Annotated in this window: 37 protein-coding genes and 1 tRNA gene; 16 read left to right on the plus strand and 22 right to left on the minus strand. The window is 32.7% G+C overall.

The genetic code is table 11. From position 1 onward, the window contains the following. The first annotated feature begins 468 nt into the window (after window positions 1-468). Together AC6EJB_RS02910 and AC6EJB_RS02915 are read left to right on the plus strand one after the other, a co-directional pair. Window positions 469-621: a hypothetical protein gene (locus AC6EJB_RS02910; RefSeq protein WP_498492222.1), complete on the plus strand. Its 153-nt coding sequence runs from the start codon at window positions 469-471 to the stop codon at window positions 619-621. A gap of 25 nt (window positions 622-646) precedes the next feature. Further along, window positions 647-1,444 (plus strand): TIGR01548 family HAD-type hydrolase, encoded by a 798-nt coding sequence (locus AC6EJB_RS02915; RefSeq protein WP_498492956.1) that lies wholly within the window; start codon window positions 647-649, stop codon window positions 1,442-1,444. A 159-nt stretch (window positions 1,445-1,603) separates the two neighbouring features. Here the strand turns inward: AC6EJB_RS02915 and AC6EJB_RS02920 are convergent, their stop codons facing one another. From AC6EJB_RS02920 to AC6EJB_RS02930, 3 genes are all read right to left on the minus strand, one after another. Then, window positions 1,604-1,888 (minus strand): hypothetical protein, encoded by a 285-nt coding sequence (locus AC6EJB_RS02920; protein ID WP_498492223.1) that lies wholly within the window; start codon window positions 1,886-1,888, stop codon window positions 1,604-1,606. A 56-nt stretch (window positions 1,889-1,944) separates the two neighbouring features. After that, the gene (locus AC6EJB_RS02925; RefSeq protein ID WP_498492224.1) at window positions 1,945-2,127 is read right to left on the minus strand and encodes a hypothetical protein; all 183 of its coding nucleotides are present in this window, start codon (window positions 2,125-2,127) and stop codon (window positions 1,945-1,947) included. A gap of 193 nt (window positions 2,128-2,320) precedes the next feature. Further along, a complete protein-coding gene (locus AC6EJB_RS02930; protein ID WP_498492225.1) occupies window positions 2,321-2,530 on the minus strand; it encodes a hypothetical protein in 210 nt (69 codons plus the stop codon). Window positions 2,531-2,781: 251 nt separating this feature from the next. On the opposite strand from AC6EJB_RS02930, the gene AC6EJB_RS02935 reads away from it, so the two are divergent. From AC6EJB_RS02935 to AC6EJB_RS02960, 6 genes are all read left to right on the plus strand, one after another. Next, a complete protein-coding gene (locus AC6EJB_RS02935; protein WP_498492226.1) occupies window positions 2,782-3,378 on the plus strand; it encodes a hypothetical protein in 597 nt (198 codons plus the stop codon). 110 nt (window positions 3,379-3,488) lie between these two features. Continuing rightward, on the plus strand, window positions 3,489-3,653 hold the full coding sequence (locus AC6EJB_RS02940; protein ID WP_498492227.1) for a hypothetical protein: 165 nt from the start codon (window positions 3,489-3,491) through the stop codon (window positions 3,651-3,653). 65 nt (window positions 3,654-3,718) lie between these two features. Then, window positions 3,719-3,790: transfer RNA gene (locus tag AC6EJB_RS02945), tRNA-Gly, on the plus strand. A 106-nt stretch (window positions 3,791-3,896) separates the two neighbouring features. Further along, window positions 3,897-4,241 (plus strand): DUF8646 family protein, encoded by a 345-nt coding sequence (locus tag AC6EJB_RS02950; RefSeq protein ID WP_498492228.1) that lies wholly within the window; start codon window positions 3,897-3,899, stop codon window positions 4,239-4,241. A 140-nt stretch (window positions 4,242-4,381) separates the two neighbouring features. Then, complete coding sequence (locus tag AC6EJB_RS02955) at window positions 4,382-4,504, plus strand: DUF3764 family protein (protein ID WP_498492229.1); 123 nt, start codon at window positions 4,382-4,384, stop codon at window positions 4,502-4,504. Between the two features lie 429 nt (window positions 4,505-4,933). Next, the gene (locus tag AC6EJB_RS02960; protein WP_498492230.1) at window positions 4,934-6,628 is read left to right on the plus strand and encodes a protein adenylyltransferase SelO; all 1,695 of its coding nucleotides are present in this window, start codon (window positions 4,934-4,936) and stop codon (window positions 6,626-6,628) included. 167 nt (window positions 6,629-6,795) lie between these two features. Here the strand turns inward: AC6EJB_RS02960 and AC6EJB_RS02965 are convergent, their stop codons facing one another. From AC6EJB_RS02965 to AC6EJB_RS02975, 3 genes are all read right to left on the minus strand, one after another. Next, window positions 6,796-6,921: a hypothetical protein gene (locus AC6EJB_RS02965; RefSeq protein WP_498492231.1), complete on the minus strand. Its 126-nt coding sequence runs from the start codon at window positions 6,919-6,921 to the stop codon at window positions 6,796-6,798. Window positions 6,922-7,343: 422 nt separating this feature from the next. Then, entirely contained in the window at window positions 7,344-7,589 is a 246-nt protein-coding gene (locus tag AC6EJB_RS02970) for a hypothetical protein (RefSeq protein ID WP_498492232.1), read from the minus strand. A gap of 82 nt (window positions 7,590-7,671) precedes the next feature. Then, window positions 7,672-7,818 (minus strand): hypothetical protein, encoded by a 147-nt coding sequence (locus AC6EJB_RS02975; protein WP_498492233.1) that lies wholly within the window; start codon window positions 7,816-7,818, stop codon window positions 7,672-7,674. A 195-nt stretch (window positions 7,819-8,013) separates the two neighbouring features. Between AC6EJB_RS02975 and AC6EJB_RS02980 the strand changes: the two genes are divergently transcribed. Continuing rightward, window positions 8,014-8,226, plus strand: a complete 213-nt coding sequence (locus AC6EJB_RS02980) for a hypothetical protein (RefSeq protein WP_498492234.1) — start codon at window positions 8,014-8,016, stop codon at window positions 8,224-8,226. A 448-nt stretch (window positions 8,227-8,674) separates the two neighbouring features. Here the strand turns inward: AC6EJB_RS02980 and AC6EJB_RS02985 are convergent, their stop codons facing one another. Both AC6EJB_RS02985 and AC6EJB_RS02990 read right to left on the minus strand, forming a co-directional pair. Next, window positions 8,675-8,926 carry a hypothetical protein gene (locus AC6EJB_RS02985; RefSeq protein WP_498492235.1) on the minus strand — a complete coding sequence of 84 codons (252 nt, stop codon included), beginning with the start codon at window positions 8,924-8,926 and terminating at the stop codon, window positions 8,675-8,677. 218 nt (window positions 8,927-9,144) lie between these two features. Beyond that, window positions 9,145-9,606, minus strand: coding sequence for a hypothetical protein (locus AC6EJB_RS02990; protein WP_498492236.1), 462 nt, complete (start codon window positions 9,604-9,606; stop codon window positions 9,145-9,147). 160 nt (window positions 9,607-9,766) lie between these two features. Between AC6EJB_RS02990 and AC6EJB_RS02995 the strand changes: the two genes are divergently transcribed. Continuing rightward, window positions 9,767-9,934 carry a hypothetical protein gene (locus tag AC6EJB_RS02995; protein ID WP_498492237.1) on the plus strand — a complete coding sequence of 56 codons (168 nt, stop codon included), beginning with the start codon at window positions 9,767-9,769 and terminating at the stop codon, window positions 9,932-9,934. A gap of 8 nt (window positions 9,935-9,942) precedes the next feature. Here the strand turns inward: AC6EJB_RS02995 and AC6EJB_RS03000 are convergent, their stop codons facing one another. Then, window positions 9,943-10,089: a hypothetical protein gene (locus AC6EJB_RS03000; RefSeq protein ID WP_498492238.1), complete on the minus strand. Its 147-nt coding sequence runs from the start codon at window positions 10,087-10,089 to the stop codon at window positions 9,943-9,945. A 236-nt stretch (window positions 10,090-10,325) separates the two neighbouring features. Here AC6EJB_RS03000 and AC6EJB_RS03005 point away from each other — a divergent pair, with 236 nt between their 5' ends. Continuing rightward, complete coding sequence (locus AC6EJB_RS03005; RefSeq protein ID WP_498492239.1) at window positions 10,326-10,532, plus strand: hypothetical protein; 207 nt, start codon at window positions 10,326-10,328, stop codon at window positions 10,530-10,532. Between the two features lie 147 nt (window positions 10,533-10,679). Here AC6EJB_RS03005 and AC6EJB_RS03010 read toward each other — a convergent pair whose 3' ends face one another. The 3 genes from AC6EJB_RS03010 to AC6EJB_RS03020 form a co-directional block, all read right to left on the minus strand. After that, complete coding sequence (locus tag AC6EJB_RS03010; protein WP_498492240.1) at window positions 10,680-11,012, minus strand: hypothetical protein; 333 nt, start codon at window positions 11,010-11,012, stop codon at window positions 10,680-10,682. A 903-nt stretch (window positions 11,013-11,915) separates the two neighbouring features. Further along, the gene (locus AC6EJB_RS03015; protein ID WP_498492241.1) at window positions 11,916-12,089 is read right to left on the minus strand and encodes a hypothetical protein; all 174 of its coding nucleotides are present in this window, start codon (window positions 12,087-12,089) and stop codon (window positions 11,916-11,918) included. Window positions 12,090-12,208: 119 nt separating this feature from the next. Next, entirely contained in the window at window positions 12,209-12,763 is a 555-nt protein-coding gene (locus tag AC6EJB_RS03020; protein WP_498492242.1) for a hypothetical protein, read from the minus strand. Window positions 12,764-13,421: 658 nt separating this feature from the next. Between AC6EJB_RS03020 and AC6EJB_RS03025 the strand changes: the two genes are divergently transcribed. Next, a complete protein-coding gene (locus AC6EJB_RS03025) occupies window positions 13,422-13,592 on the plus strand; it encodes a hypothetical protein (protein WP_498492243.1) in 171 nt (56 codons plus the stop codon). Between the two features lie 49 nt (window positions 13,593-13,641). Here the strand turns inward: AC6EJB_RS03025 and AC6EJB_RS03030 are convergent, their stop codons facing one another. Together AC6EJB_RS03030 and AC6EJB_RS03035 are read right to left on the minus strand one after the other, a co-directional pair. Then, on the minus strand, window positions 13,642-13,803 hold the full coding sequence (locus AC6EJB_RS03030; RefSeq protein ID WP_498492244.1) for a hypothetical protein: 162 nt from the start codon (window positions 13,801-13,803) through the stop codon (window positions 13,642-13,644). A 409-nt stretch (window positions 13,804-14,212) separates the two neighbouring features. Then, complete coding sequence (locus tag AC6EJB_RS03035) at window positions 14,213-14,395, minus strand: hypothetical protein (RefSeq protein WP_498492245.1); 183 nt, start codon at window positions 14,393-14,395, stop codon at window positions 14,213-14,215. Between the two features lie 256 nt (window positions 14,396-14,651). Between AC6EJB_RS03035 and AC6EJB_RS03040 the strand changes: the two genes are divergently transcribed. Then, entirely contained in the window at window positions 14,652-14,816 is a 165-nt protein-coding gene (locus AC6EJB_RS03040) for a hypothetical protein (RefSeq protein WP_498492246.1), read from the plus strand. A gap of 22 nt (window positions 14,817-14,838) precedes the next feature. Here the strand turns inward: AC6EJB_RS03040 and AC6EJB_RS03045 are convergent, their stop codons facing one another. The 8 genes from AC6EJB_RS03045 to AC6EJB_RS03080 all read right to left on the minus strand — a co-directional run bounded on the left by AC6EJB_RS03045 (window position 14,839) and on the right by AC6EJB_RS03080 (window position 18,839). Beyond that, window positions 14,839-15,156, minus strand: coding sequence for a hypothetical protein (locus tag AC6EJB_RS03045; protein WP_498492247.1), 318 nt, complete (start codon window positions 15,154-15,156; stop codon window positions 14,839-14,841). Between the two features lie 311 nt (window positions 15,157-15,467). After that, on the minus strand, window positions 15,468-15,665 hold the full coding sequence (locus tag AC6EJB_RS03050) for a hypothetical protein (protein WP_269625030.1): 198 nt from the start codon (window positions 15,663-15,665) through the stop codon (window positions 15,468-15,470). A gap of 546 nt (window positions 15,666-16,211) precedes the next feature. Beyond that, complete coding sequence (locus AC6EJB_RS03055) at window positions 16,212-16,508, minus strand: DUF3303 domain-containing protein (protein ID WP_498492248.1); 297 nt, start codon at window positions 16,506-16,508, stop codon at window positions 16,212-16,214. A 156-nt stretch (window positions 16,509-16,664) separates the two neighbouring features. After that, entirely contained in the window at window positions 16,665-16,916 is a 252-nt protein-coding gene (locus tag AC6EJB_RS03060; RefSeq protein WP_498492249.1) for a hypothetical protein, read from the minus strand. 363 nt (window positions 16,917-17,279) lie between these two features. After that, on the minus strand, window positions 17,280-17,483 hold the full coding sequence (locus AC6EJB_RS03065; protein ID WP_498492250.1) for a hypothetical protein: 204 nt from the start codon (window positions 17,481-17,483) through the stop codon (window positions 17,280-17,282). 477 nt (window positions 17,484-17,960) lie between these two features. Continuing rightward, the gene (locus AC6EJB_RS03070) at window positions 17,961-18,134 is read right to left on the minus strand and encodes a hypothetical protein (RefSeq protein ID WP_498492251.1); all 174 of its coding nucleotides are present in this window, start codon (window positions 18,132-18,134) and stop codon (window positions 17,961-17,963) included. Between the two features lie 128 nt (window positions 18,135-18,262). Next, on the minus strand, window positions 18,263-18,535 hold the full coding sequence (locus AC6EJB_RS03075) for a cytochrome oxidase (protein WP_498492252.1): 273 nt from the start codon (window positions 18,533-18,535) through the stop codon (window positions 18,263-18,265). A 124-nt stretch (window positions 18,536-18,659) separates the two neighbouring features. Continuing rightward, window positions 18,660-18,839 (minus strand): hypothetical protein, encoded by a 180-nt coding sequence (locus AC6EJB_RS03080; RefSeq protein WP_498492253.1) that lies wholly within the window; start codon window positions 18,837-18,839, stop codon window positions 18,660-18,662. A gap of 406 nt (window positions 18,840-19,245) precedes the next feature. Between AC6EJB_RS03080 and AC6EJB_RS03085 the strand changes: the two genes are divergently transcribed. The 3 genes from AC6EJB_RS03085 (at window position 19,246) to AC6EJB_RS03095 (ending at window position 21,041) form a co-directional block, all read left to right on the plus strand. Next, window positions 19,246-19,872 carry a hypothetical protein gene (locus AC6EJB_RS03085; RefSeq protein ID WP_498492254.1) on the plus strand — a complete coding sequence of 209 codons (627 nt, stop codon included), beginning with the start codon at window positions 19,246-19,248 and terminating at the stop codon, window positions 19,870-19,872. 525 nt (window positions 19,873-20,397) lie between these two features. Continuing rightward, window positions 20,398-20,724 carry a hypothetical protein gene (locus tag AC6EJB_RS03090; protein ID WP_498492255.1) on the plus strand — a complete coding sequence of 109 codons (327 nt, stop codon included), beginning with the start codon at window positions 20,398-20,400 and terminating at the stop codon, window positions 20,722-20,724. Between the two features lie 11 nt (window positions 20,725-20,735). Next, window positions 20,736-21,041, plus strand: a complete 306-nt coding sequence (locus AC6EJB_RS03095) for a hypothetical protein (RefSeq protein WP_498492256.1) — start codon at window positions 20,736-20,738, stop codon at window positions 21,039-21,041. The last annotated feature ends 124 nt before the right edge of the window (window positions 21,042-21,165 follow it).

Raw genomic sequence — 21,165 nt, forward strand, 5'->3', positions numbered from 1 at the left:
TTGAAAAATTTTTTCAGCATCAAAAAAAGTACTGGCTTAAGTATTAAGAAAAGGAAACTAACCATTGGATTCCAATTTATTCAATATGGTTGTACCTCATATTCTCAAATTTTGGTGTAACCACCCCAAAAAACTTCGTATTGCACTACAACATCGACTTGATTAATTGGTTAGATTTCTTTTGTAATTAAGTTTCGTCATGCTTACTCCATATTACATAATTTTATTCGCAATCCTTCTGGTGGTTAGCTCTGCCTCAATTTTTCATATGTCAATTGCAGAGCAAAGCTGATGACATCATTTTTCATAATTGCTATGGCTGGTTATTTCTATTTAATGGCCTGCTTATGGAGAGATTTAAGAAGAACCAAAACGAGTTGAAATTCACTTAATATTTAATTTTTCAAAATTGCTTGGTAACTTCAAAGAAGACTCGAACAAAATCTTCTTCATTATCTAACAAAACGCATGAATAGCATTACAATATTTTCAGCTTTTGGTATACCCGCGATAATTGGGATGGGAATTGCCTGGGTCGGTAATCGAATTATTAAAAATGAAAAAGAACTCAAAGATCGTGAATTAGAACTTAAGCTTCAACTAAACAACAAATTTGATTGAACTTTTTGATAAGAAAAACTCAATAATGAATAATATAGGCCTAGTTTTATTTGATATCGATGGGGTTATTCGTGACGTAACCAACAGCTATCGATTAGCTATCCAAGAAACTGTACATTTTTTTTGTGGGTGGAGACCCTCGATAGAAGATATTGATTCTATAAAAAGCGAAGGCTGTTGGAACAATGATTGGGATTTGAGCCTAGAAATGATCAATAGACATCTACAAAAAAACAATCTTTCTTTTTCAGCTCCGTCTAGAAAAATATTAATTGAATGCTTTGAAAACTTTTATTTTGGTGGAGATCCAAACCATGACGCTAGTGAATGGTCAGGTTTTATTAAAGATGAAACGTTATTAATCAAACAAACCCTTTTTCATGAATTAACCCAGCGAAGAATTGGTTGGGGTTTTGTAAGTGGAGCTGAATTACCATCAGCGAAATTCGTCTTAGAGCAAAGGCTCGGCTTAGCCTCTGCTCCCTTGATTGCAATGGGTGAAGCACCTGAAAAAACTGATCCAACAGGATTTATTTCATTATCTTCTAAACTTTCAAAAAAACCTTTAGGCCTTTCCAACCATCCAATTGCGTATATTGGAGATACTGTTGCAGATGTTAAAACAGTTATAAATGCTCGAATTAAGATCCCAGATCAGAAATTTGTCAGTCTCGCTATTGCCCCCCCACATTTACATGTAGCTTCAAGTCGAGAGAAACGTCTCAGATATGAGGCAGAATTGAGAAAAGCAGGTGCAGACTTGATTATTAAATCGATGGACAATTTAAGAAATGAAATTCTAAATTTGTTCATAAACCAATAGATAATTCAATAATCTAATTTTTGAGTTCTCGCAATTGTTCATTTTCCCAAAGAAAAATCCATATAAGATAATCTCTTAAATTGAATTTGTTAAAAAGGTGCTTAAGAAAATTAGTTAATGATGAGTTACCAATCTTTAGAAGGTAACTGCAAAACTAAATCAAGCTGAAACTGCTTCAGCATTAATCACATCATCGCCAGAGATATTTACGTCATCATCATTTGATTTCTTATTCTGAAAAATATAGTAAGCAGCTCCGCCTGCGACTGTTGATGAGACAATTAATCCAGAAATAAGTGTAAGTGCAACAAATCCACCTATCAGACCACCTTTCAAACGAAGAAGGTTTGATTTAATTAAAAGAAGTAAAAGTAATGTTGAAGTTGCTTTTAGGGAAACGATTCTTAAAGCTGTTAAAGGCCAAAAAGGATTAAAGATTAACATTTTAAAATTTCTTTCTTCAAATGTAGAGGCTTTTTTGACTTAATGAGGGAAAAAAACTAGAAAATGGTGAAATTCCTTGTAGTTCCCTCAGGGGTAACAAAGTCTTGTACAACTTCCTCCTTCAAACATTCAGTTGGATAGGAGATCAGATTCTTTGCTGTGAATCCTGCACCAATAGCGACCACTCCAATCACAAAAATCCATTTTGATCTTTCACTTGAAATAAGTCTGTTACTCATTTACGAAATACCCATTTATTTTTATTCTGTCAAATAGACTGAGAATTAGGTCATAAAGATATTCTTAGAGAATTCTATCAGCATTTTGCGAAGTCATTACCCAATAAATAAAAACCCCATGAAGAGAAGAGTTAATATTTTCGGCCAAAAGTTTTCTGGATAATTCGAATCAGACTGAATTCATTTTCTTTTCTCATTGTTTCCAACGTATACGTTCTGGATGATGTTGTTCAATTTTCCTAAGTATCAAAACAACACTCACGATACTCAATGGTCCAATAACAAGAGCACCTTGGATAAAGGTTTTTATTAAAGGATCTAAAACAGCAAAACAATTCATCATCTCAACAACTGACGCCGCCATTACAACCAATAATCTTGAAAGTGAGTCTGCAGGAATCAAGAACATATCTTCTTACTGATTTACTTGTTGCTTTTATCTTAGTATTAGCTTGATTATAGATATTCAATTTAATTATTTTTCGAATGTGCGGTCAGCGTCCAAATATTCGACTTATCCGTCCTCGGTTTGTTATCTGTTAGACAACAAACCGGGTTTCAACCTCTGGTAAGTTTCTTTATAAAATATTAGTTGTTGTACTAAGAAGATTTCAATAATGTTGCTAATTTCAAATTAGCACCAAATTAATTTAATTGACCTTCAGAGCATTACTGTTATTAGTACATCTACAAGCAGTTCTCATCCCTTTACTTATTGGACTTAAGTCCATAAATAGATTCAAGCAAATTAGATTTCCTCTGCTACCGCCATTTGCCTTTATCTCATTAGGTCTTGCCTCAATGTTTGAGATGTTTGATCATACGACTACGGATTGGATATATGTAGATCACTCATCAATATATAATTGGCTGTTTTATTCATTTCTTTCTATTGGATTGTCGTTCTTTACTATTTCAGTAGCTAAAAACAAGTCGATTATAACTAGCAATATTTTATTAATAATTTCCGCGGTTCTTTCTTATTGGTTCCTAGGTAAGTCAACAACTCTTTTAATTCAAATTTTAATAAGTATTCTACTTATATCGCAATGGTGGATCCGATTTAAAGATTGGATCTTTTTTGTTTATCCAATCACCGGAGTAATATTTACAACATTTTTTGGGATTCTACTATCAAGTTCAGGTGAACAAATTTGGCATGTATTTATAGGTCCATCTGGAACTATAAGTGTTTTAGCTTTTTACTCAGTTTTAAAGAGATCAAGAAAAAAAGAAATAATTTCTGCTTAAAAAGATATTGATCAACATCAAGGTCCATATGATTTATTAAAATTACATTTGCGGTGATCTACTTAGATAATATGATTCATCCCGTCACGTTGATTAGTGTTTAAAAGCTAATGAGTCTGAGTTCTCATAGGCAACACAAAATTTATATTGCTGCAAAAATGGGATATGGAATTGGTTCTGAAGATCCAGAAGAATTGGCCTTTTATGAAATGATCAAGAACGAAATAGAAAAAGGCATCAAAAAAAGAAATATGGGCATTCAAATAACTGATTAGAATCTCATTTCAGAAAGTGTCTAAAGATAGAAGTAGGCCATTTGACTTCGCTAACTTAAAGATCTGCGGGTGTAGTTCAGTGGTAGAACGTCAGCTTCCCAAGCTGAATGTCGCCAGTTCGAGTCTGGTCATCCGCTTAAAAGAAAATCGAAACTAAATTCTAATTGTGTGGTGTAACTCACAACAGCAAGTTCAGTCCACAGTCGACAATTGATATCGACATAATTTTATTTTGGAGATTTCATGGATAAACCTACTAAGGAACAAATTCTTGCGGCATCTAGTGGATGGGTAGCTACAACATTAAATTTCCTGCCTGGCTTAGGTGCTGGATACCTTTACCAACGTCGCTGGATTCCTTACTTTATAACTGGAGGTGCAGCTACAGCTTGGTTCGTTCTTGGAGCTATATTAAATGGTGATTCAGAGCCAACAAAAGCCGAACAATTAATTGGAATAGGAGGCTTATTTTTGATCTCAATCACAACAATGGTTGAGGCTAAAATTGCTCAAAAGAAAGCGATATTAGCCGTAGAAGAACAGATTGAGGCAAAGACTACAAAGAAAAAAGGAGGTCTTTTTAGATAATCAGCTATTTAGAAAATTAATAGTGATGACATTAAAAAATCATAATTGTGTTAGAAGAGGTTGAAGATATGATTAATTAGACAGAATTTTATACAAAAATACGCATGCTTTTTTTGGTTCCTAATCATCTGATCAAATAAGTGGAACTTGAAACACCCCTATTCAGCTTAAAGATTTTAATTCCGTTTGAACAATGGGCTGCGATCTATGACAGTGAAGAAAACAAACAACTTATGAAAGAAGAAAAAAATTTTTTTTTATAGTTGAATAAAGAAAGAGGATCCAACTAGTGCCATTGTTATAGAGCAAGTTGAAGAAGGTAAATCAGTCGCAATGTTTTCCAATCCTGAAGTAAGACCTTTAATTTAAGAAGCTGGACACATTTATGATTCAACCGTCATCACTAGTTACTTGCAAAGTTAATTAAAAGATGAAACACTTTCTTTCTCTTGTTGTATTTGCTGTATTTATAAGTGGCTGTACCAAGAACACTTCTCGAGTCAGTTCCTTAAAACAAAATGTAATCTTTGAAACTCAAAGACAAAGAGATCATTGCCTAGATTTAGATTGGTATGCTTAAAAAATTCAAACTGCTAAAGCAATTTAAGAACATTAAAGCTTCGAATCTATGCTAGAGATATAAATAAAAGAATAATCGAATTTAAGACTTAACCAACTAAAAAAAAATCTAAATGAGCAGTACTAAACCTAAGCAGACAATAAGAACTTTCTCTGAGTTTTCAAAACAAGCTGACTACTCATTCATGGATTCACTCGAACCTGATCCGCAGGCAACAGATGATGGTGACGACCACCTAACAAGAGAAGTCTTTTCTGGTCACTATGTACCTGTAACTCCGACAGCAATTCCAAAACCAGAATATATCGCTCACAGTAAAATATTATTTAACGAGTTAGGCTTGAGTCAGGAACTTGCTCTAGATGAACTTTTTCTTCGTCTATTCTCTGGCGACATAAGTGTTGCAACAACACCGATGCGACCAGTTGGCTGGGCTACCGGTTACGCACTATCTATCTATGGAACTGAATATATTCAGCAGTGTCCATTCGGAACAGGTAACGGCTATGGAGATGGGAGAGCTATTTCAGTATTTGAAGGCCTCTTTAACGGCAAAAGATGGGAAATGCAACTTAAAGGAGGAGGGCCAACACCATACTGCAGAGGAGCAGATGGACGAGCAGTGCTTCGTTCAAGTGTTCGTGAGTTTTTAGCGCAGGAATATATGCAGTCACTCGGAGTACCGACATCTCGCTCTCTCACACTATATGTATCTAAATCTGAAACAGTCCGCAGACCTTGGTATACAAAAGACTCCAATTCAATTGATCCAGACATATTAGTAGAAACACCAGCTGCAATCTCAACACGAGTCGCACCATCATTTTTACGGGTAGGTCAGATAGAACTCTTTGCACGTAGAGTACGAAACAATGAGCATCAAGATGCAATGAAAGAGCTCGAGATGATTGTGAAGCACTTAATCGTAAGAAATTACAAGGAAGAAATTGATCCGACCCTTAGCTTTAGCAATCAAGTCGTTGAGCTCGCAAATTCATTCCGAGAAAGACTCACATCATTAGTAGCCAATTGGATGCGGATTGGCTACTGCCAAGGTAATTTCAACAGTGACAACTGCGCTGCAGGAGGTTTCACCCTCGATTACGGTCCATTTGGATTTTGCGAACTCTTCGATCCCCGATTCCAACCTTGGACAGGAGGTGGTGAACATTTTGCATTCTTCAATCAACCAGTAGCTGCCGAAGCAAATTATCAAATGTTTTGGGGGGCGCTTCGACCTCTGCTTGCCGAGAACGCAAATGCGCTGGACAAGCTAGATAGCATCCGCGATGAATTTACTAAAGTAATGAATCAGAAAATGGAGAACATGTGGACAGAGAAACTAGGCCTAGTCACCTATGACGCACCTCTAGTAAATGAACTACAACAGCTCATAATTAATACAAAGGTCGACTACACGATTTTTTTCCGTAAACTTTCAAGTATTCCAAAAACACTAAAGGACTTAAAAGATAGTTTCTATCTACCAATTCCAGAAGCGATTGAGACCAAATGGATCAATTGGCTACAAAGATGGCGGGAGCAAGTAATTAACAAAGGTGATCAAAATGAATTATCAGCCAAAATGAAACGCATTAATCCAAAATACACATGGCGGGAATGGCTCATCACTCCAGCATACGAAATGGCAGAGAAAGGCGATTATAGTCTAATAAGGGAACTACAAGCTGTTTTAGACAAACCTTACGAGGAACAATCGCTAGAGGTACAGAAAAAATATGACAGACTCAAGCCCAAGAAATTCTTTGGAGCTGGTGGGATTTCCCATTACAGCTGTTCCTCATGAATCAACTCCAGCATTTTAAATCGAGTTTATAGAAATTAAAACAAGTTTAATTATCTTCATTAGGAACAACAAACATAGAAAGATTCTTTGGATGGCTGTTTTATATAGGTAACCGAACTAATCATTTTCTCGTTAAAGAAATAAATAACACATAATTGAGGTTTAGTTTAAACGATGTCCGAAGAAACAAAATTTAAAATTAGAATTTTTCTTCCATTTAGTTGGTTCATTCCCGCTCTAATTTCTTTTGGAGTGATTAATTTCCACCAACTATCTGCGGGCATACCACCCATATCAATTTAAAACTATGTCATCACATATTCCTGATTCTACGAATCAATAGTTAAAAATTCCGATAGAGGAGAATTGTGGGGGCTAGATCTGTTTTCAAATAACATTAATCAACTTGAAATCAACTTTGACTTTTTTATGTAAAAATAATGTAACACCTATAAAACTAAATTCTCTGAAGCAAGAACGTACAGAATTACTTTCTTATTTGAAATATACCTTTGACTTTGGGACATAAACTATCATTAGGCAAAATGATGATGAGATAATTTATGAGAGCAAAGTATTACTTATTGAATATATTTAAAATTTATAAGGAGTAACAATATTTTCAACATAGAATTGTTTGATCAAGAGTTTTTTTTTTTCAAAAGGTAGAATTTTATAAATTTTCTAATACCTCCCAAAGTTAAAGAATGAAGTCTCAACTATTAATTTTTTGCCAAATAATTTCAGCATCTCTAAGAAGATAAATAGCTTCTTTCCTGCCAACGGCTCTTTCAGCATCACTCATTAACTTAATATACCTTTCTCTCAAAGCCTGCTTTTCTAGGACAACCTTGGTAAACATATGAAGCTTTTCATGTCGATCATCATATTTACTTTTGGCTACATTCCTTATTAAGCCATGCGGGTGTCTAGCTTTTATCCGAACATTGTGCCTACTCATTTAACAAAATCTTGGTAATTGATTTATCATCCGAATATTCTGAAAAGGGAAATTATCAACCGCGTGTAGGGTTAACCTCCATTTATTTATTAAACTTGGAAGCTGTAACTACTTCGATTCCGTAGTCTTTTGCGAGTTCAATTAACTCTTTCATTGACAAATCAACCAGATAACCTCTGATACATCGATAAGCATTAAAGCTTCCAATACTTTTTCTCTCATTAAACATTACACGAGAGATTCTCAAAGCTAAGGCTTCTTTGGTGAACAGTGCACAAAAAGATCTTTATGAATCTTATTCAACTTCTGAATATGTGTGTGTATAAATTATCTTAAAAAAAACAAAAAATAAGATCAATATAGTTGCCCTCAAAGTCACACTCTGAAAATTAACCTTTTAATATTTTATTTAAATAAAATAGCTATGACAGAATTAAAAAAAAACAAAAAAATTGGATTCATCCCAAAGACGTCAAAGAATTCACAGAAAAAAGAGGTAATTAAAGAGCCCAAAGGAAGACTTATCTCATGGTCTCCCTGGCCGCCTGCTAACTTCAAAACTCGTTACCCAGCATTCCCTTTAGTTACGACTGTTTTGATTTTAATAATTTTACGCTTGCTTTCCTTAACTAATTAGCGCAATTAAGTACTGGTAAATATTGAAAAGTTATATAAGGACAGGTGTTTTTCAAAAGTGAAAATAGGGTATTTCTCTTGGAGAGGCTGGACGCGTAGAACATATACCAAATTGTAAGCACTCCATCACATCATCATCATATTTTGGCTTGTAATTAGAAAACAACTCAGACATTTCATTTCCTTGAAAAGAACTCCCGGAAAAATTTCGAAATAATTGCTTGGAGAATGGCATAGTTAGACATCTAAACAACTTATTTAATTTCTACTCATATTGGTTTAAGAAATCTATGGGGAGGAACACTCAAGTATTTATACAGTCACAGAAAACGAATTCAATACATAGAGACAATGGTCAAAGAATTAATTAGTACTCTTCTTAAAAGACATAATTTTGTTGATACGAGGCAACTTTTTTCACGCATTACTTTGGCTTTTCACTATTATTTTTATTTGTCTCTTTGACTAAAGCTATCCGGAGACTGAAGATATGAAGTTTGGCCTAAATAGGGATCTTCACCAAAAAGATCGTTCATTTGCTTTTCTGTCATTGGCCCAGGAACTTGAACGGTTTCAGTAGGATCCGATTCTCTAAGCGGTGAATCTATTTCATCTGCATTAACAGCCGCAGGGCAAAGAATCAGTAGAAGACCAAGAGAACAAGAAACAATTCGAATTAATAATGCGTCGTTCATATTCATGCAATTACCTATCGGTAGGATCGGAACTATAAACTTGCTCAACCTTCTTATCCTGACTTGTTTTGTTCTTACTAGATAAAAAGCATCCACCTTCACCTCATGCAAAAACAAGAGCTGTTGTAAAAGAAAGGGCAAATACTTAAAGTACAATTTTATTAATAAGAAAAATTGGAAGCACAGCAATATTAAAGCCTCTTAAGAAAGTTCGTTTTACTGACTTAATTCATGTCAATTCCTATTTCCATTTCATTCATAGAAACCTCACTTTGATCATTATTTAATGGTCCTACACTAATTTCAGGCAAATTTTCTTCGCTTACATCAGGTAAAGATGGTTCAATAACTAACCCTAAAGGATTATCTCCATTGTCTTCCATAATTGGCGGCCCATCTAAAAGAAACTTGTCTTCATTTGTCACCAATTCTGATTCTGATAAAAGATTATTATCTTCACTAGCCATTCTCTCACTCTTATCCTCTATTAGTAATTTCGAAAGATCAACAACGTCTATAAGTACTGACTTCTGACTTTTATACATATCTTGTATGACATTAATTATTTCACCAGATTTTGTGGGTTGAGAAATAAAAGCAAAACAAGTCCAGCCAGCCAGAATAATAGAGATTAAGACAATAGAAATAAAAGCAGAATACATTGCTCTTATTATTGTTTTGATCATTCGGTAACTTTAAGATATTGTTAAATCTAGGCATATCATTTGGCACTTAAAACGACATCTTCACACCCTGTAAAGGCGTATAAATACTTTAGGGTTTACTCTCCAGGTTTTTGCTAGCCGGTTTGAGTAGAGATGTTAGAGGGAATTTAAGAACTTAATTATGTCTTTAAATCCATTCAATCTTTTAATTCACAATATCCAAGCATTATTCCTAAGTATTATTCAAACGGAAAAACAACGAAAAGATGAGGAAAAGGAATGCTTACAGTTTGGAATTTGTGGTGTGCAAGCCCAATCACCTAGACCAGAAGAGTTGTATTTTGGATGAAAATAAATTCAGAAATATGCCACTTCAGGGATATTTTCAATAAATTCATCTAATTCTTGATATTTTCGTTCTAAATAAATGATCTTTTTGGTTTTCGTCATTTCATCAGAATAAAATTTTACTTGCAAATGAGAAAGCAGGTTATCACCACTCATCAAAAAAGTTCCACTTAATTTTTACAAACTATTAAACCTAATAATCTAAAAAAGCCAAGCTGTACAACTATAAAAATGTTGTACGCCTCACTTAAAACGTTCACGGATTTGACAGAGAGACAAGTTTATCAAAATGTACAGATCTTGAGAGACTAACTTTTGACGATTGGAACGGAATAAATACTTGAGTGTTTATTCTCTATGTATCATTAACCCAATAGGAGTAGAAATAAATTGTGGATCTTCGACCTCCTATGTCCTACGGAAAACGCTTTGCTCAATTGACTACAGAAGCTGCAGAAAATGCAGCTCGACTTGTTCTTAGTCAATTATCAGAAAGACTGAGTTTTTCAAAGCATCCATCAAACAAAGACGAAGAAATGGAGTGTTTGCAATTTGGTATTTGTAATTATCAAGCTCAACCACAAAGAATAAATTTTTAGTGTCGAATGAAATACACTGAACTAATTTTAATATTTTCGTCATTATCTTTGACGTTTTTAGGTTTCTCTTTTCTCTCTATTTAATAAAGAACAAACCTCATGAAAATATTAGACTAAGTTTTTTTTAATTGTTTAATAGCTATAAAATTATTGATTATCCGAGTCCTCCAAAAGATCAGAATATTCAGATGACTTTGCTATCGGCAACTCAGATGCGCTATTAGTTGATCTCACTAACAAAGCAGTTAATTCTGCTGTCCTTTTGTTATTAACAACATTACTTCCATGAGCAGAAACCGCTGCCCCAGTGACAAGCGCAGAGATTGGCTTCCACCAAGGTAAAGATTTTAAGTCGTTCTTTTGAACTTCAGCCAGGAAAAAACCTACCCCAAACAAAATTCCAAATACAGCTCCTGACCATAAGCATATTTCGGCAGAAATCGTTGTGCTTTTTTCAGCAGCATTAATTTGATCTTCCATCAGTTAAAAAATCGAAAGCTAAAATTGTAATTTCATTATATATAAAAACACTTTTCAAATCTAATGAAAATAAGTAATTAATCCATTAACAAAAACTTAGGTAATATCTAATAAAAAACAAGCAAAGATATTCCTAAAAAAGAAAATGACAATGAGAAAAATATCAAAAGTAGTTCAGTAGTTTTCATTGCCACTCAGAATCTTCTAAAAGATTTGAACATTTCTCGTGATTGAGGGATATACCCTCCAGAGAGATTCTTGATATAAGTCATTTGACATTTCAGAATATTCTTTATCATCAAGCAGTACAAACAAAAGTGTGAGTGGGTGATATTCGGTTTACATGGTTCGGTTTGATGTACTTGTTGCTCTTCCACTATCTCCTTCAGGTCAGTGCAAGAGATGGCTTTGAAGAAAGTAAATAGCTTATCAACATGATTGGGAGCGAATAACACTTTATTTTTAAAAGTGTGGTGTGATAATTTTTTTATTTATTAATGAAACTTATTTAATTCATATGTGCTTCCTGATCAAGAAACACATATGAAAGTGCTAACGTTCTTGTTTAATATGTTGAAGGTGGTTGAGAATCAGACAAGCTTTAAGGTTTCGAAGTCATCAACAGAGTTTTGAATTCTGAGAGGACAAGTGGATGGGCGATTGTAAAAGCATCTGATCACAAAAAAGTTTGGAAAAGTCATGTTGTAAATGGTTTGTGAATGATGTTGAGGTCATTACTGTTCTTACGATAGTGAATATCTTGCTTTGCATAAAGAGTTGGATTAGTTATAAAAGCTTTAAGTCAATGGTTTATTTTAAACAAACCTATTAAAAACTTGTACTAGATGAAAAAAAATTAAAAGTATTTCTCGTATAAGTAATTATTAATGCAAACTAAAAGTCTTAATTCAAATGAAATATCTTATCGTTAAGCAGAAAAATCAAAAGTCCTATAGAACTCATTGCAAGTAAAATTCCACCAAAAATAAGAGTATTACTTTTTTCAGGTTGTCCTTGTTCAAGAACTTTTTGAACATTTTTGGTATTTGTTTTTATTGACTTCTTTTTCTTACTCATCAGCTTATGAGTACTTTGTTTGTAGGACTGAAACTATCTAAACACAACTTCTCATGGATCCCACTATTTCTTCTCATACCAATATTATTTACCAATTAATAGTCATGGACAAATACACTTCATTTTTCAATACTTTTGACTTGTCCCATTTTTAAACCAGTAATTTCAAATAATTCTTTTTTAAGTTTTTTGGAAGTTTTCCTTTTGAGTAGCCTAAAGTTTTGAGCAACGGTACTTCCTTCAGAATTCTGACCAGTTACTGAAAATAAAAAATTCTTCCCTTCCCCTACCTGAGATCCCAAACGACCTCCTCCATACACGCCTCCTAGCAGAGCTGGTATACACAGTATTCCTGCACTTGCACCACATACTGCAATGCCTACAACTGCTCCTGAATAAGTACCACCAGCCGCACCTGCGACACCAAGGATAAGATTATCATCTTGTCGAACTGAATACCACTGCGAAATACTATTCTTGGGGATGAACTCAGTTGGTCCTGAGAACCCCTCCTCTGAGAGAGTTATCAGACAATTAGAAACCTCAATACTAGAGTCGTCATTACTTGAAGTGGATTGATTAACATCACATAACGCATTATAGTCTTCTGCTCTCGCAGCAACTGGATATAATAGCCCTACTATTAGTAGAGAAGAAATAAACAATTTTGACATTTATTACGTGAGTCGAAGTCACGGAATTTTTTTAATTACTCTTCAAGACTACCCATTGTATTTAATTCAACCATCAAAACTAATAAAACTTACAAAGTATGTTTCTCCCTCTACCACTATTCAAATACAGGGTTTAAAAATCTAAAATCAAACACACATACTAAGGTTTCTTTACACCTTTACGCATCCGAATGAAGGGAAGGCTCTATCACTTTCGAAAGCTCATAAAAAATACTTTTACCTAACATAAGTACAAATAATCAATGTTTAAAGTAGATAAACGGCATAGATACTTTCATATTCTTGCAAAACTACAGCTATCAAGCATTCGGATATCATTTTGGAGGGAATAGCTATTTCCTTGACTATATGTTTGTACCCATGGGTATACTTATTATTTTATTTAATAAAAGATAAGACGGGTTGAATTAACTGGTAGCTCAAGGATGCGGAATCTTAATCAAAAGAGAAGTTTGAGGATAAATTATAGAAATTAAAAATTTATATAATTGCCGACTCTTAACTAGTGAAATTTATCAAAGCAAAGTCTTGGGTTTCTATCAAATCCAATACAACCATTTCTCAATAACTTTTACTAAGCCAGTGATCCAGAATGATAGATTTCGAATAAATTTTTGCTGACCATTTAAATAACATCATGCAGAATACAACTTTAGCGTTGGCTTTTTCAGAGTGGGGAATAGGAAGGTTCCCATTGGATTTAATAATATTCCTATCAGTGGTGCTGATCTTTGCTTTGCCAGCGGGTATTAATCGAAAAAAGATTTTTGTTGAAGGAGATGCATTCACAACTAGATTGAAAAACTAGTAGAAAAACAAAAATTGCCATCTAAATCATTACGATATATTGAAAAACTTTAGATGGTGGTCATGTAAGCAAGAAATCCAACAGGAATAAAAAGCAGGGCAGCAATGGAAAATCTTACAAATTTACCTGTTCCTGAATCTCTTGAATAGTCCGTGAAATGTTTTGTGTTGTTCCAATCGGACCAGTTTTTAGGACTTTTAGATGATGGCATTTTTAGAGTTTGATATGAGTGAGAGACTTTCGTCTAAAAATTTATAATATATATAATCTACAGACAAAATTCTTCTCAACGTGGTTTGGTCGCGGTAGTACTAACCCCAGAGATAAATTCCTCAATAAGTTTGTGACTCTCTAAAAAAATTTCCACCCATCAGAGGAGTTATTGATAATAGTTTTTATTGACCATGACAAATACATTTACCACCCTTCCAAGCAGAACACTTCTTCTTTTTGCATTTTTTCTTTTTCTTCTTATCTCCCATGTGAATTAAAGTCTAGAATTTAATTTTAGAAGAAGGGCATTTTGTTCTTTGATTATAAATTTAATTTTTCTTCTATGATATTTTTAAACAGTATCAGCAGCTATAAGAACTGTTTAATAAATAAGTTGAATTCAATTATTATTGATTGTAATACCTGATTAAATCAACGATCAAGAAAATCGCAAACCCAATAGCAAGAACTATTGGCAATATCTGATTTCTACGAATTTTTTGGATGATATTCGGAATATCATCCTTCTTTTGTTTTTTGATAACCCTGGGAGGCAAACCCTGTTCTTTTCTTCTTTTAGCTTCTCCCATTTTTTAAAGCCTTAACATCTACAATCATGACGGTTCTATAGGAAATTTCTCAGATCTTAAAGATTAAAACATGGAGTCCATAAAATATTGGTCCTTTCATGCCGATCCTATACAAAAAGGATTACATCATTAAATTACGTAGACAGTTAAATAAATACGGTGACTAGACTTATGAGAGAAAAAGTTCACTCTGTGACATTAAATACAACCTATTTAGATTCTTTGATACATCCTTATATCCAGAGACTTTATGAATATGACAAGAAAACTCACCTATCGATACGCATTCACATTATTGAAAATGAAGAATGCCGAAGTAAGAAATGAATATATGGATTTAGCAAAAGAAGCAAATTTAATATGGCATCAAAAAGTTAACCAAAAATCTAAGAACACTCCTCGAATCAACTACAGAAAATAGTTAATTTATAAATATTCTATAATCAAGCGAAAGCAGGTTTTTTCACAACAACAGTATTTTTTGCAATTTCCATCAACTGTTGAAATTGATTTTTAATTAACAACCCAAGGCCAAGATCAATAAGTATATGTAACACAAGGGAAATGCAAAAAACCGCATAAAAAATCATGTGACATATAAAAGTATTTATAAAATCATTTACCTCAGTAGCTTTATTTACTTCCGTTTCATTCAAATTTGATGAAACGAAATCAGCTAATGAATTTACACTTGCTGATTCAACCAATCCATGTTGCATCAATTCCTGATCTTTTACTGTTGGAGCAGCAGTAGCAGTCATAACCCAAGCCTTAACTAGATCTACCCTACTTTCTTATTCATAAGTTTGGCTTATGCCTGAATTATTTCGTTTTAAATCTTGTTCAAATAAGCAATTGTTTCTAGGTCTTTCTGCATCATGATTGGAACTTTTTGCACATCAAACCTTTTCTTTATTTTAGAAATCTTTTTTTTCAAGAAAGCTACAATGGTCATAAATCATTTATTTTGTCTTTATTAAAACGAAAAACTAAACAGATTCAATCCGTAAGAATTACCATTTAAAAAGGGGCACCAAGGCCCCAAAAGAAATCGGGTGTCAACTTATAAATGCTACTTTGTAAAAAGAGAGCTTTTAACCCCAGCTTGTTCCCACTTTTTAATTGTTGGCCTTAGGAATGACATGGGTAGAGCTGTCAAAATTGCGAACGAAACAACAAGAATTAGGTCAGTAGTGAAGTGATTTATTCCAAGATCTGTTCCAGCTAGCCAGAGCCAAGGAAATGCAGAAGCAAATAAAGTAGTTAGCATAAATTCTCTTTAATTCAGCCAGAGCTTATAAGACCATTGTATTCATTTTATTCATTGCTTAGTAAAAATTATTACTACCTTTTATCATTGTTTGGAATGTATTTATAGCCATACAAGAGTACAGACTTATTCTTATCAATAAGTCTTACCTTTCAGCAATACATAGGTACATAAAAAAGGATTTGCGATTACAACAATCCAAAAAATATAGGGGTGGACCAGCATCAACAAGAATGTCTGCATTTATTGTGTTGAACAGATCAACTATTAATAAGCAAGACATTAAGACCAACTCGCCTAAAAACTTTTCTAGCAGATTGGAAATTTCTAATGGAACTCGAAACAATTAACTAAAAACCTAGATCTAAATTGCATGCAGCAACAACAAAAGCGAAGCCTCTAACATAAAGCAATGTTTTTGCTGAAACAGATGGAGCAATCCTTTCTACTGAAAAACCAACATGCTTATAAGAAATACACCCAAAAGCAAATGAAGAGATCCAGTGGTTTTTAGAATCATCCTTATATTCAAATCTAGGATTTGCTCTATGGCTTAGTTTTTTTTAACAATGAGATTGTTTCTTCTAGATCTAAACAAGGTTGAATAGATATATCCATCAATTTTCTCCAAGGATGCCAAAGTTTCCAAATCGTATCTAAAGAATCTGCCCTGACCACGCAGTGACCAGTACCATTTTGAATCATAAAGACCCAGGAATGAACCTCATAAGTTTCTGGCCTATTCTCTACTCCTCCTGTTTCATACCATTTAATTAACATATCCCCACCAATTTCTTGATCTTCTCCATCATTAAATTCATAGGAGATCAGATAACGTTGCATAACTTAAGTGTAAACAGACTAATATAACTACATTGAATAAGGTAATCAATAATTCAATTAAATATCATGTTTCTATAACTTTGAGTTAGCAACTATTGATCTACAGAAAGAAAGAAAGAGAGAAAGTATGTATGTGTATATTTTTATACCAATAAATTAGTAAGAACAGCTCTTAATAATAGTTGTTTTGATCAATTTATTATTAATTGGGCTTTCCCAATTTTTTACTTTTCTAAGCTCAGAATTTGCAGGGAATTTACTAAATAATCTATTATCACAATCAATAGCTAATAAAAAGGAATCATCATTTGAAGCGGTTTGATCTTCTGGATTGATATCAGTGTGTTTAACAATAACTGAAAGAAAACCCTTATTATTATATTTAATTGAATTCGGGTTTATGGACAATAATTCATTACTTGTCCTCGAGACTTCCAACCATTCGATCTCCTCAGCAAATATTTTATAAGGTGAAGAGAAAAAAATTAAAAAAGAGATGATAAATAAGAGAATAAAACTGCTTATGTAATTTCTTAAAGTAATCATTATTAATAACCATTTTTACAATTATGCCTATTGAACCTAACCAATAAGAAAAAATAACCTATAGCTTATAGTAAATATATATAAATTATCTTTTCTTAAAGAGCTGAAGTTATACGTCTTGAACATTCTAGTAATAATTTCAATAAAAATTCATATCATACAAAAGAAGTTGATTTAATTCAATTCGATACTCTATGTAATTGTAATTAGCTTCTTATATTCCGCTTACTTATAAAGTTGATGATATGAAAAATGTTGCTCCATTTCTCTTCCTAATGAAAAAAGAACTTCATTAACCATTTTCAACTGCTTCTCCAATTCACATCTCTTAAACTGCAGATCGACAAATCTTCTTTGCATCTCTTCTTGAGACCTCCTTACATAATCTTCATTATGATTAGATGTTTTTTGTGAAACTTGGTTATTCATGGTTATGACATTAATTTAAAGAGAAGAGAAGCATTAAATACTTCCTATGCACTCAGTGGGAAATAGCATTAGTCGTGTATCTATTTCTTTTTTAATAGAAATAAACACCAACAGTAAATCCGTCTTAATGCGGGAGTATTTTGACGTCCGTTTTCTTACCTCAGTATTTACTAGTACTAGAAAAGCCTAGGAATGATTTGACCAGTAATTGCATAAGCACCTATGCAAGAAGTTATAGCAATCATGGCAGCTCAACCATTCTATTTTCAGCTTTCCCTGCATTAAAGTTCGAAGGAAGCCATTTAATAGTTAATTCTTTCATTAATTCTAAGTAATTAAATAAATAATAACAATAAGTTGTTTAATAACAGTTGTAACGGCTACATTCATGAGTAAGCAATATTAATTATAGCTATAAATATTTATAATACTAATAAAAGGGATTCTTGCATACCAGTAAAAGATAGACGTCTAAACTTAAATCAAATAAGTAGTAAGTGAAGAGTCATTAAAGCTTGATTTACTTTTCTTTGTATTTTTATGAAATGAAATCAGGGCTAAGTCATAAGAAGATAAACCAACCTCATTTTCAAAATAGAACTGCTTAACTATTGCTTTTTGCTTAGCAATCATTGCTTTTGTAGAATCCATGATAAACACCTATGTTTATTTTACTTAAATCTACAAATAGCTATTTTCAAGAGACATAAAGACACTTTTGAAATTGTTTAGTTACAATCTAGATTCTACACTTTACTATAAAGTTAAAAAATAAATCACTAGTCATTTAAATCTTTATTCTTTTTTCTTGGTTTTTTTAGCTTATAACCAAACTCAATAAGTTGATGATATGTCAACCTAGCTTGCAGAGCACTAAGAGATAGTCGTTTCTCATCATCTTTTTGAAAATAAAAATTTCCTCTATTATTAGAATTTTTCTCAATAGTTACAGACTCTTTCCCTTTCTTAAGAACCCAAGGCTCTTTTTGATAGTTATTTTCACCAACAGTGATATCCCACGGGACTTGTCCTGTCTTTTTGTTTAATGGCATCCTAAAAAAATTTATACCATATAAATTCATTTTACATCCTAACCTTGCTTTATACAAATTAAAGCTAATTATCTTTATGTATTTTGTTTATTAAAGAATATACAGGCAAGCTCTAGTATTCAAACTACTCTGAAATTAATATTGTTTTATTCGGATCGCTCTTTTGATGAGAAGCTATTAATTTAGAAGCAATTGGATTCAATAAATTCTCATATTTTCTAGATCTATAGATTTCAAATTTACAGATATCATCTCCACTTAAAAAACAATCATCAATAAAATCATCAAGTACTTGTGATGTCATTATAAAAAAAAAGATTAATCAATTAATGCCTTAACAATAAAATTTATCAAGTCCGTCTTAACACCTAATTTATGTGCTAATAATACCAAAAGCTAAAAAACACCTTATGGACAAGCCGCTATGTTGGCTGAATTCCCTGAATAGCTACTGCTCTAGTATTAACCAATGAGGAGGAATAGAAAATCGTATGTAGAAATAAGGTTAGTAGAAAGCTTGAAAATCTATATCTACTTTATTAAATCAATAAGAGCGGGACTTGCTTAGTCTTCTTCAAAAGGTCTCTTGAGCCCAGCTGTTTTGTGCTAATTAACTTTTAATGCCTATTAGTCCATCTCTATGCAAAAATTGATAAAGGATTATAAAGCTATGACTACTTACTAATGACTATCTCTGAAGTTCATGAAAAATGAATATATCTAAATTTCTATTGATTGATATTTTATTAGTAGTTACAGCAATTTCTCTACTTTCTTTACTTGAAGGTAAAAATATAAAGTCTCCTATATTCAGAGATTCAAAAAAAGAAGACTTTTTCAGGAAAAACTTATGGAACCTACCAAATAAAGAAAAGCTTTTAAATCTTGAAAAGATTGCAAAGGCCAAAGGAAGCGATATTAAAATTGATTCTCTTATCGGAACTTGGAAATTCAAATCTATATGGAAGAAAGATAACAAAGAGGAAGATTCTGTTTTCAGTTCATTACTTAGGATCTTTGCTGCAGAAATAGAATTCAAAAATACTAATTCAAAAGAGAACTCCCATGATTTATCTATAGTTACTTCAATTCGATTTGGACTTATTTTCATAAAGTTTTCTGGATTTGGATGCTTAAAAGGAGAGCAACCTTTCGTCACTTTCTTTTTTAACCTTATAGAACTAAAATTAAATAAAAATGTTTTATTGAGAAAAACTCTTAGGGAGCCAGAGGATGAGGGAAAGTCTTATTTTGAACTTATTTCATTAGAAAAACATGGCGAATGGCTTGCAGCCAGAGGACAAGGAGGCTCTCTCATCCTTTGGTTGAAAGATTAAAATAAACAAGTCAGATAACTCAAATGTATCTATGTAAAAATGTATTATTTTTTCTTAGTTGAACTGATGATCTTTCTTAGAAAAACGATTATATCGATAACATTTGCGCATGAAAGACACTGTAAAGACTTTTTTGTAGATCTTGCTATGAAGTCAAAAGCATGTAAACACTAACTCCAATAATTGGATCTTGTTCATTATATTATAGAATTTTTCATTCCTTATCAGCATGCATACATAGTATTACTAACAACTGCATATCAAAAAGTATTTTCTGAAGAATATTATTTTTGATCGAGATAAAAAGAAAGTTTAAATAAGTGAAAAGCCTAAATTTAACTTTTTAAAAGTCAAATATGAATATAGATTTTTAATTTATCAACTTAAAATAATAAATTCTAGGATCTGTAATGGATAGTAAAACTAAATAGTCGTATGTTGTCGTTAACATTACAAACAAAAACACTCAAAATCAAATATGTTAATACTAATGAATTAGTAGATACTCACTGCTAGAAAGACTTCATGAAATTAATTCTACCAATCTATCAAGACCTTAATGATTACTTTGCTGTAAGAACTAAGACGATATCCAGAATAGCAATTGCAGATATAATGGATAATAGTATGCTGATTAGATGGTATAGCAAAATTTTTGATAGCTACTTACTAGTAAAAGACTTGAAAGGCTTTGGATATTTTGAATCTGATTTTTCACACGGTTATTTACAAGCGACCTTTCGTTTTAACAAAATCGCATTAGAGGTGATCAAATTTCAATTAGATTTGCGAGGACTTAATAAAAAAAACACTAGAGAGATTTCGATAATTGAAGCAAGTATGAAAGTCTGAAAGGCAACTGAATGAAAAGTTTATTTCTTGGACCAGTATTACTATGGTTTGCTCTACCTGCCAACTCTGGTATCTATTACTATTCATTATATAGAGAAGGAATAGAAGTTCGTTGCAATGATGGGAAGCCAACTCTTTTAGTAGAAATCAAATCTGTCAGAGGTATGAAACTATTGGGACATGGAGAAGAATACAATTCATGGCCAACAATTTATTTGTATCCAGAAGTTCCGCCAATAACTATAAACACTTCCCAAGTACTGATGGCACACAATGTAGTTATCGAATACTTACCCCAGAGGAAAAATCAGCTTTAATACTAAAGACTTTTAAAATTTGCCTAGGAGTTGAATTGATACCCATAAAGCAAGATTGCTATGGATGGGATTAATCCATCCCTATAGCTAATCGCCAAACTATTGAGCTACTAAAGAAAAATCG

The organism is Prochlorococcus sp. G4PB17 (genome assembly GCF_059772445.1).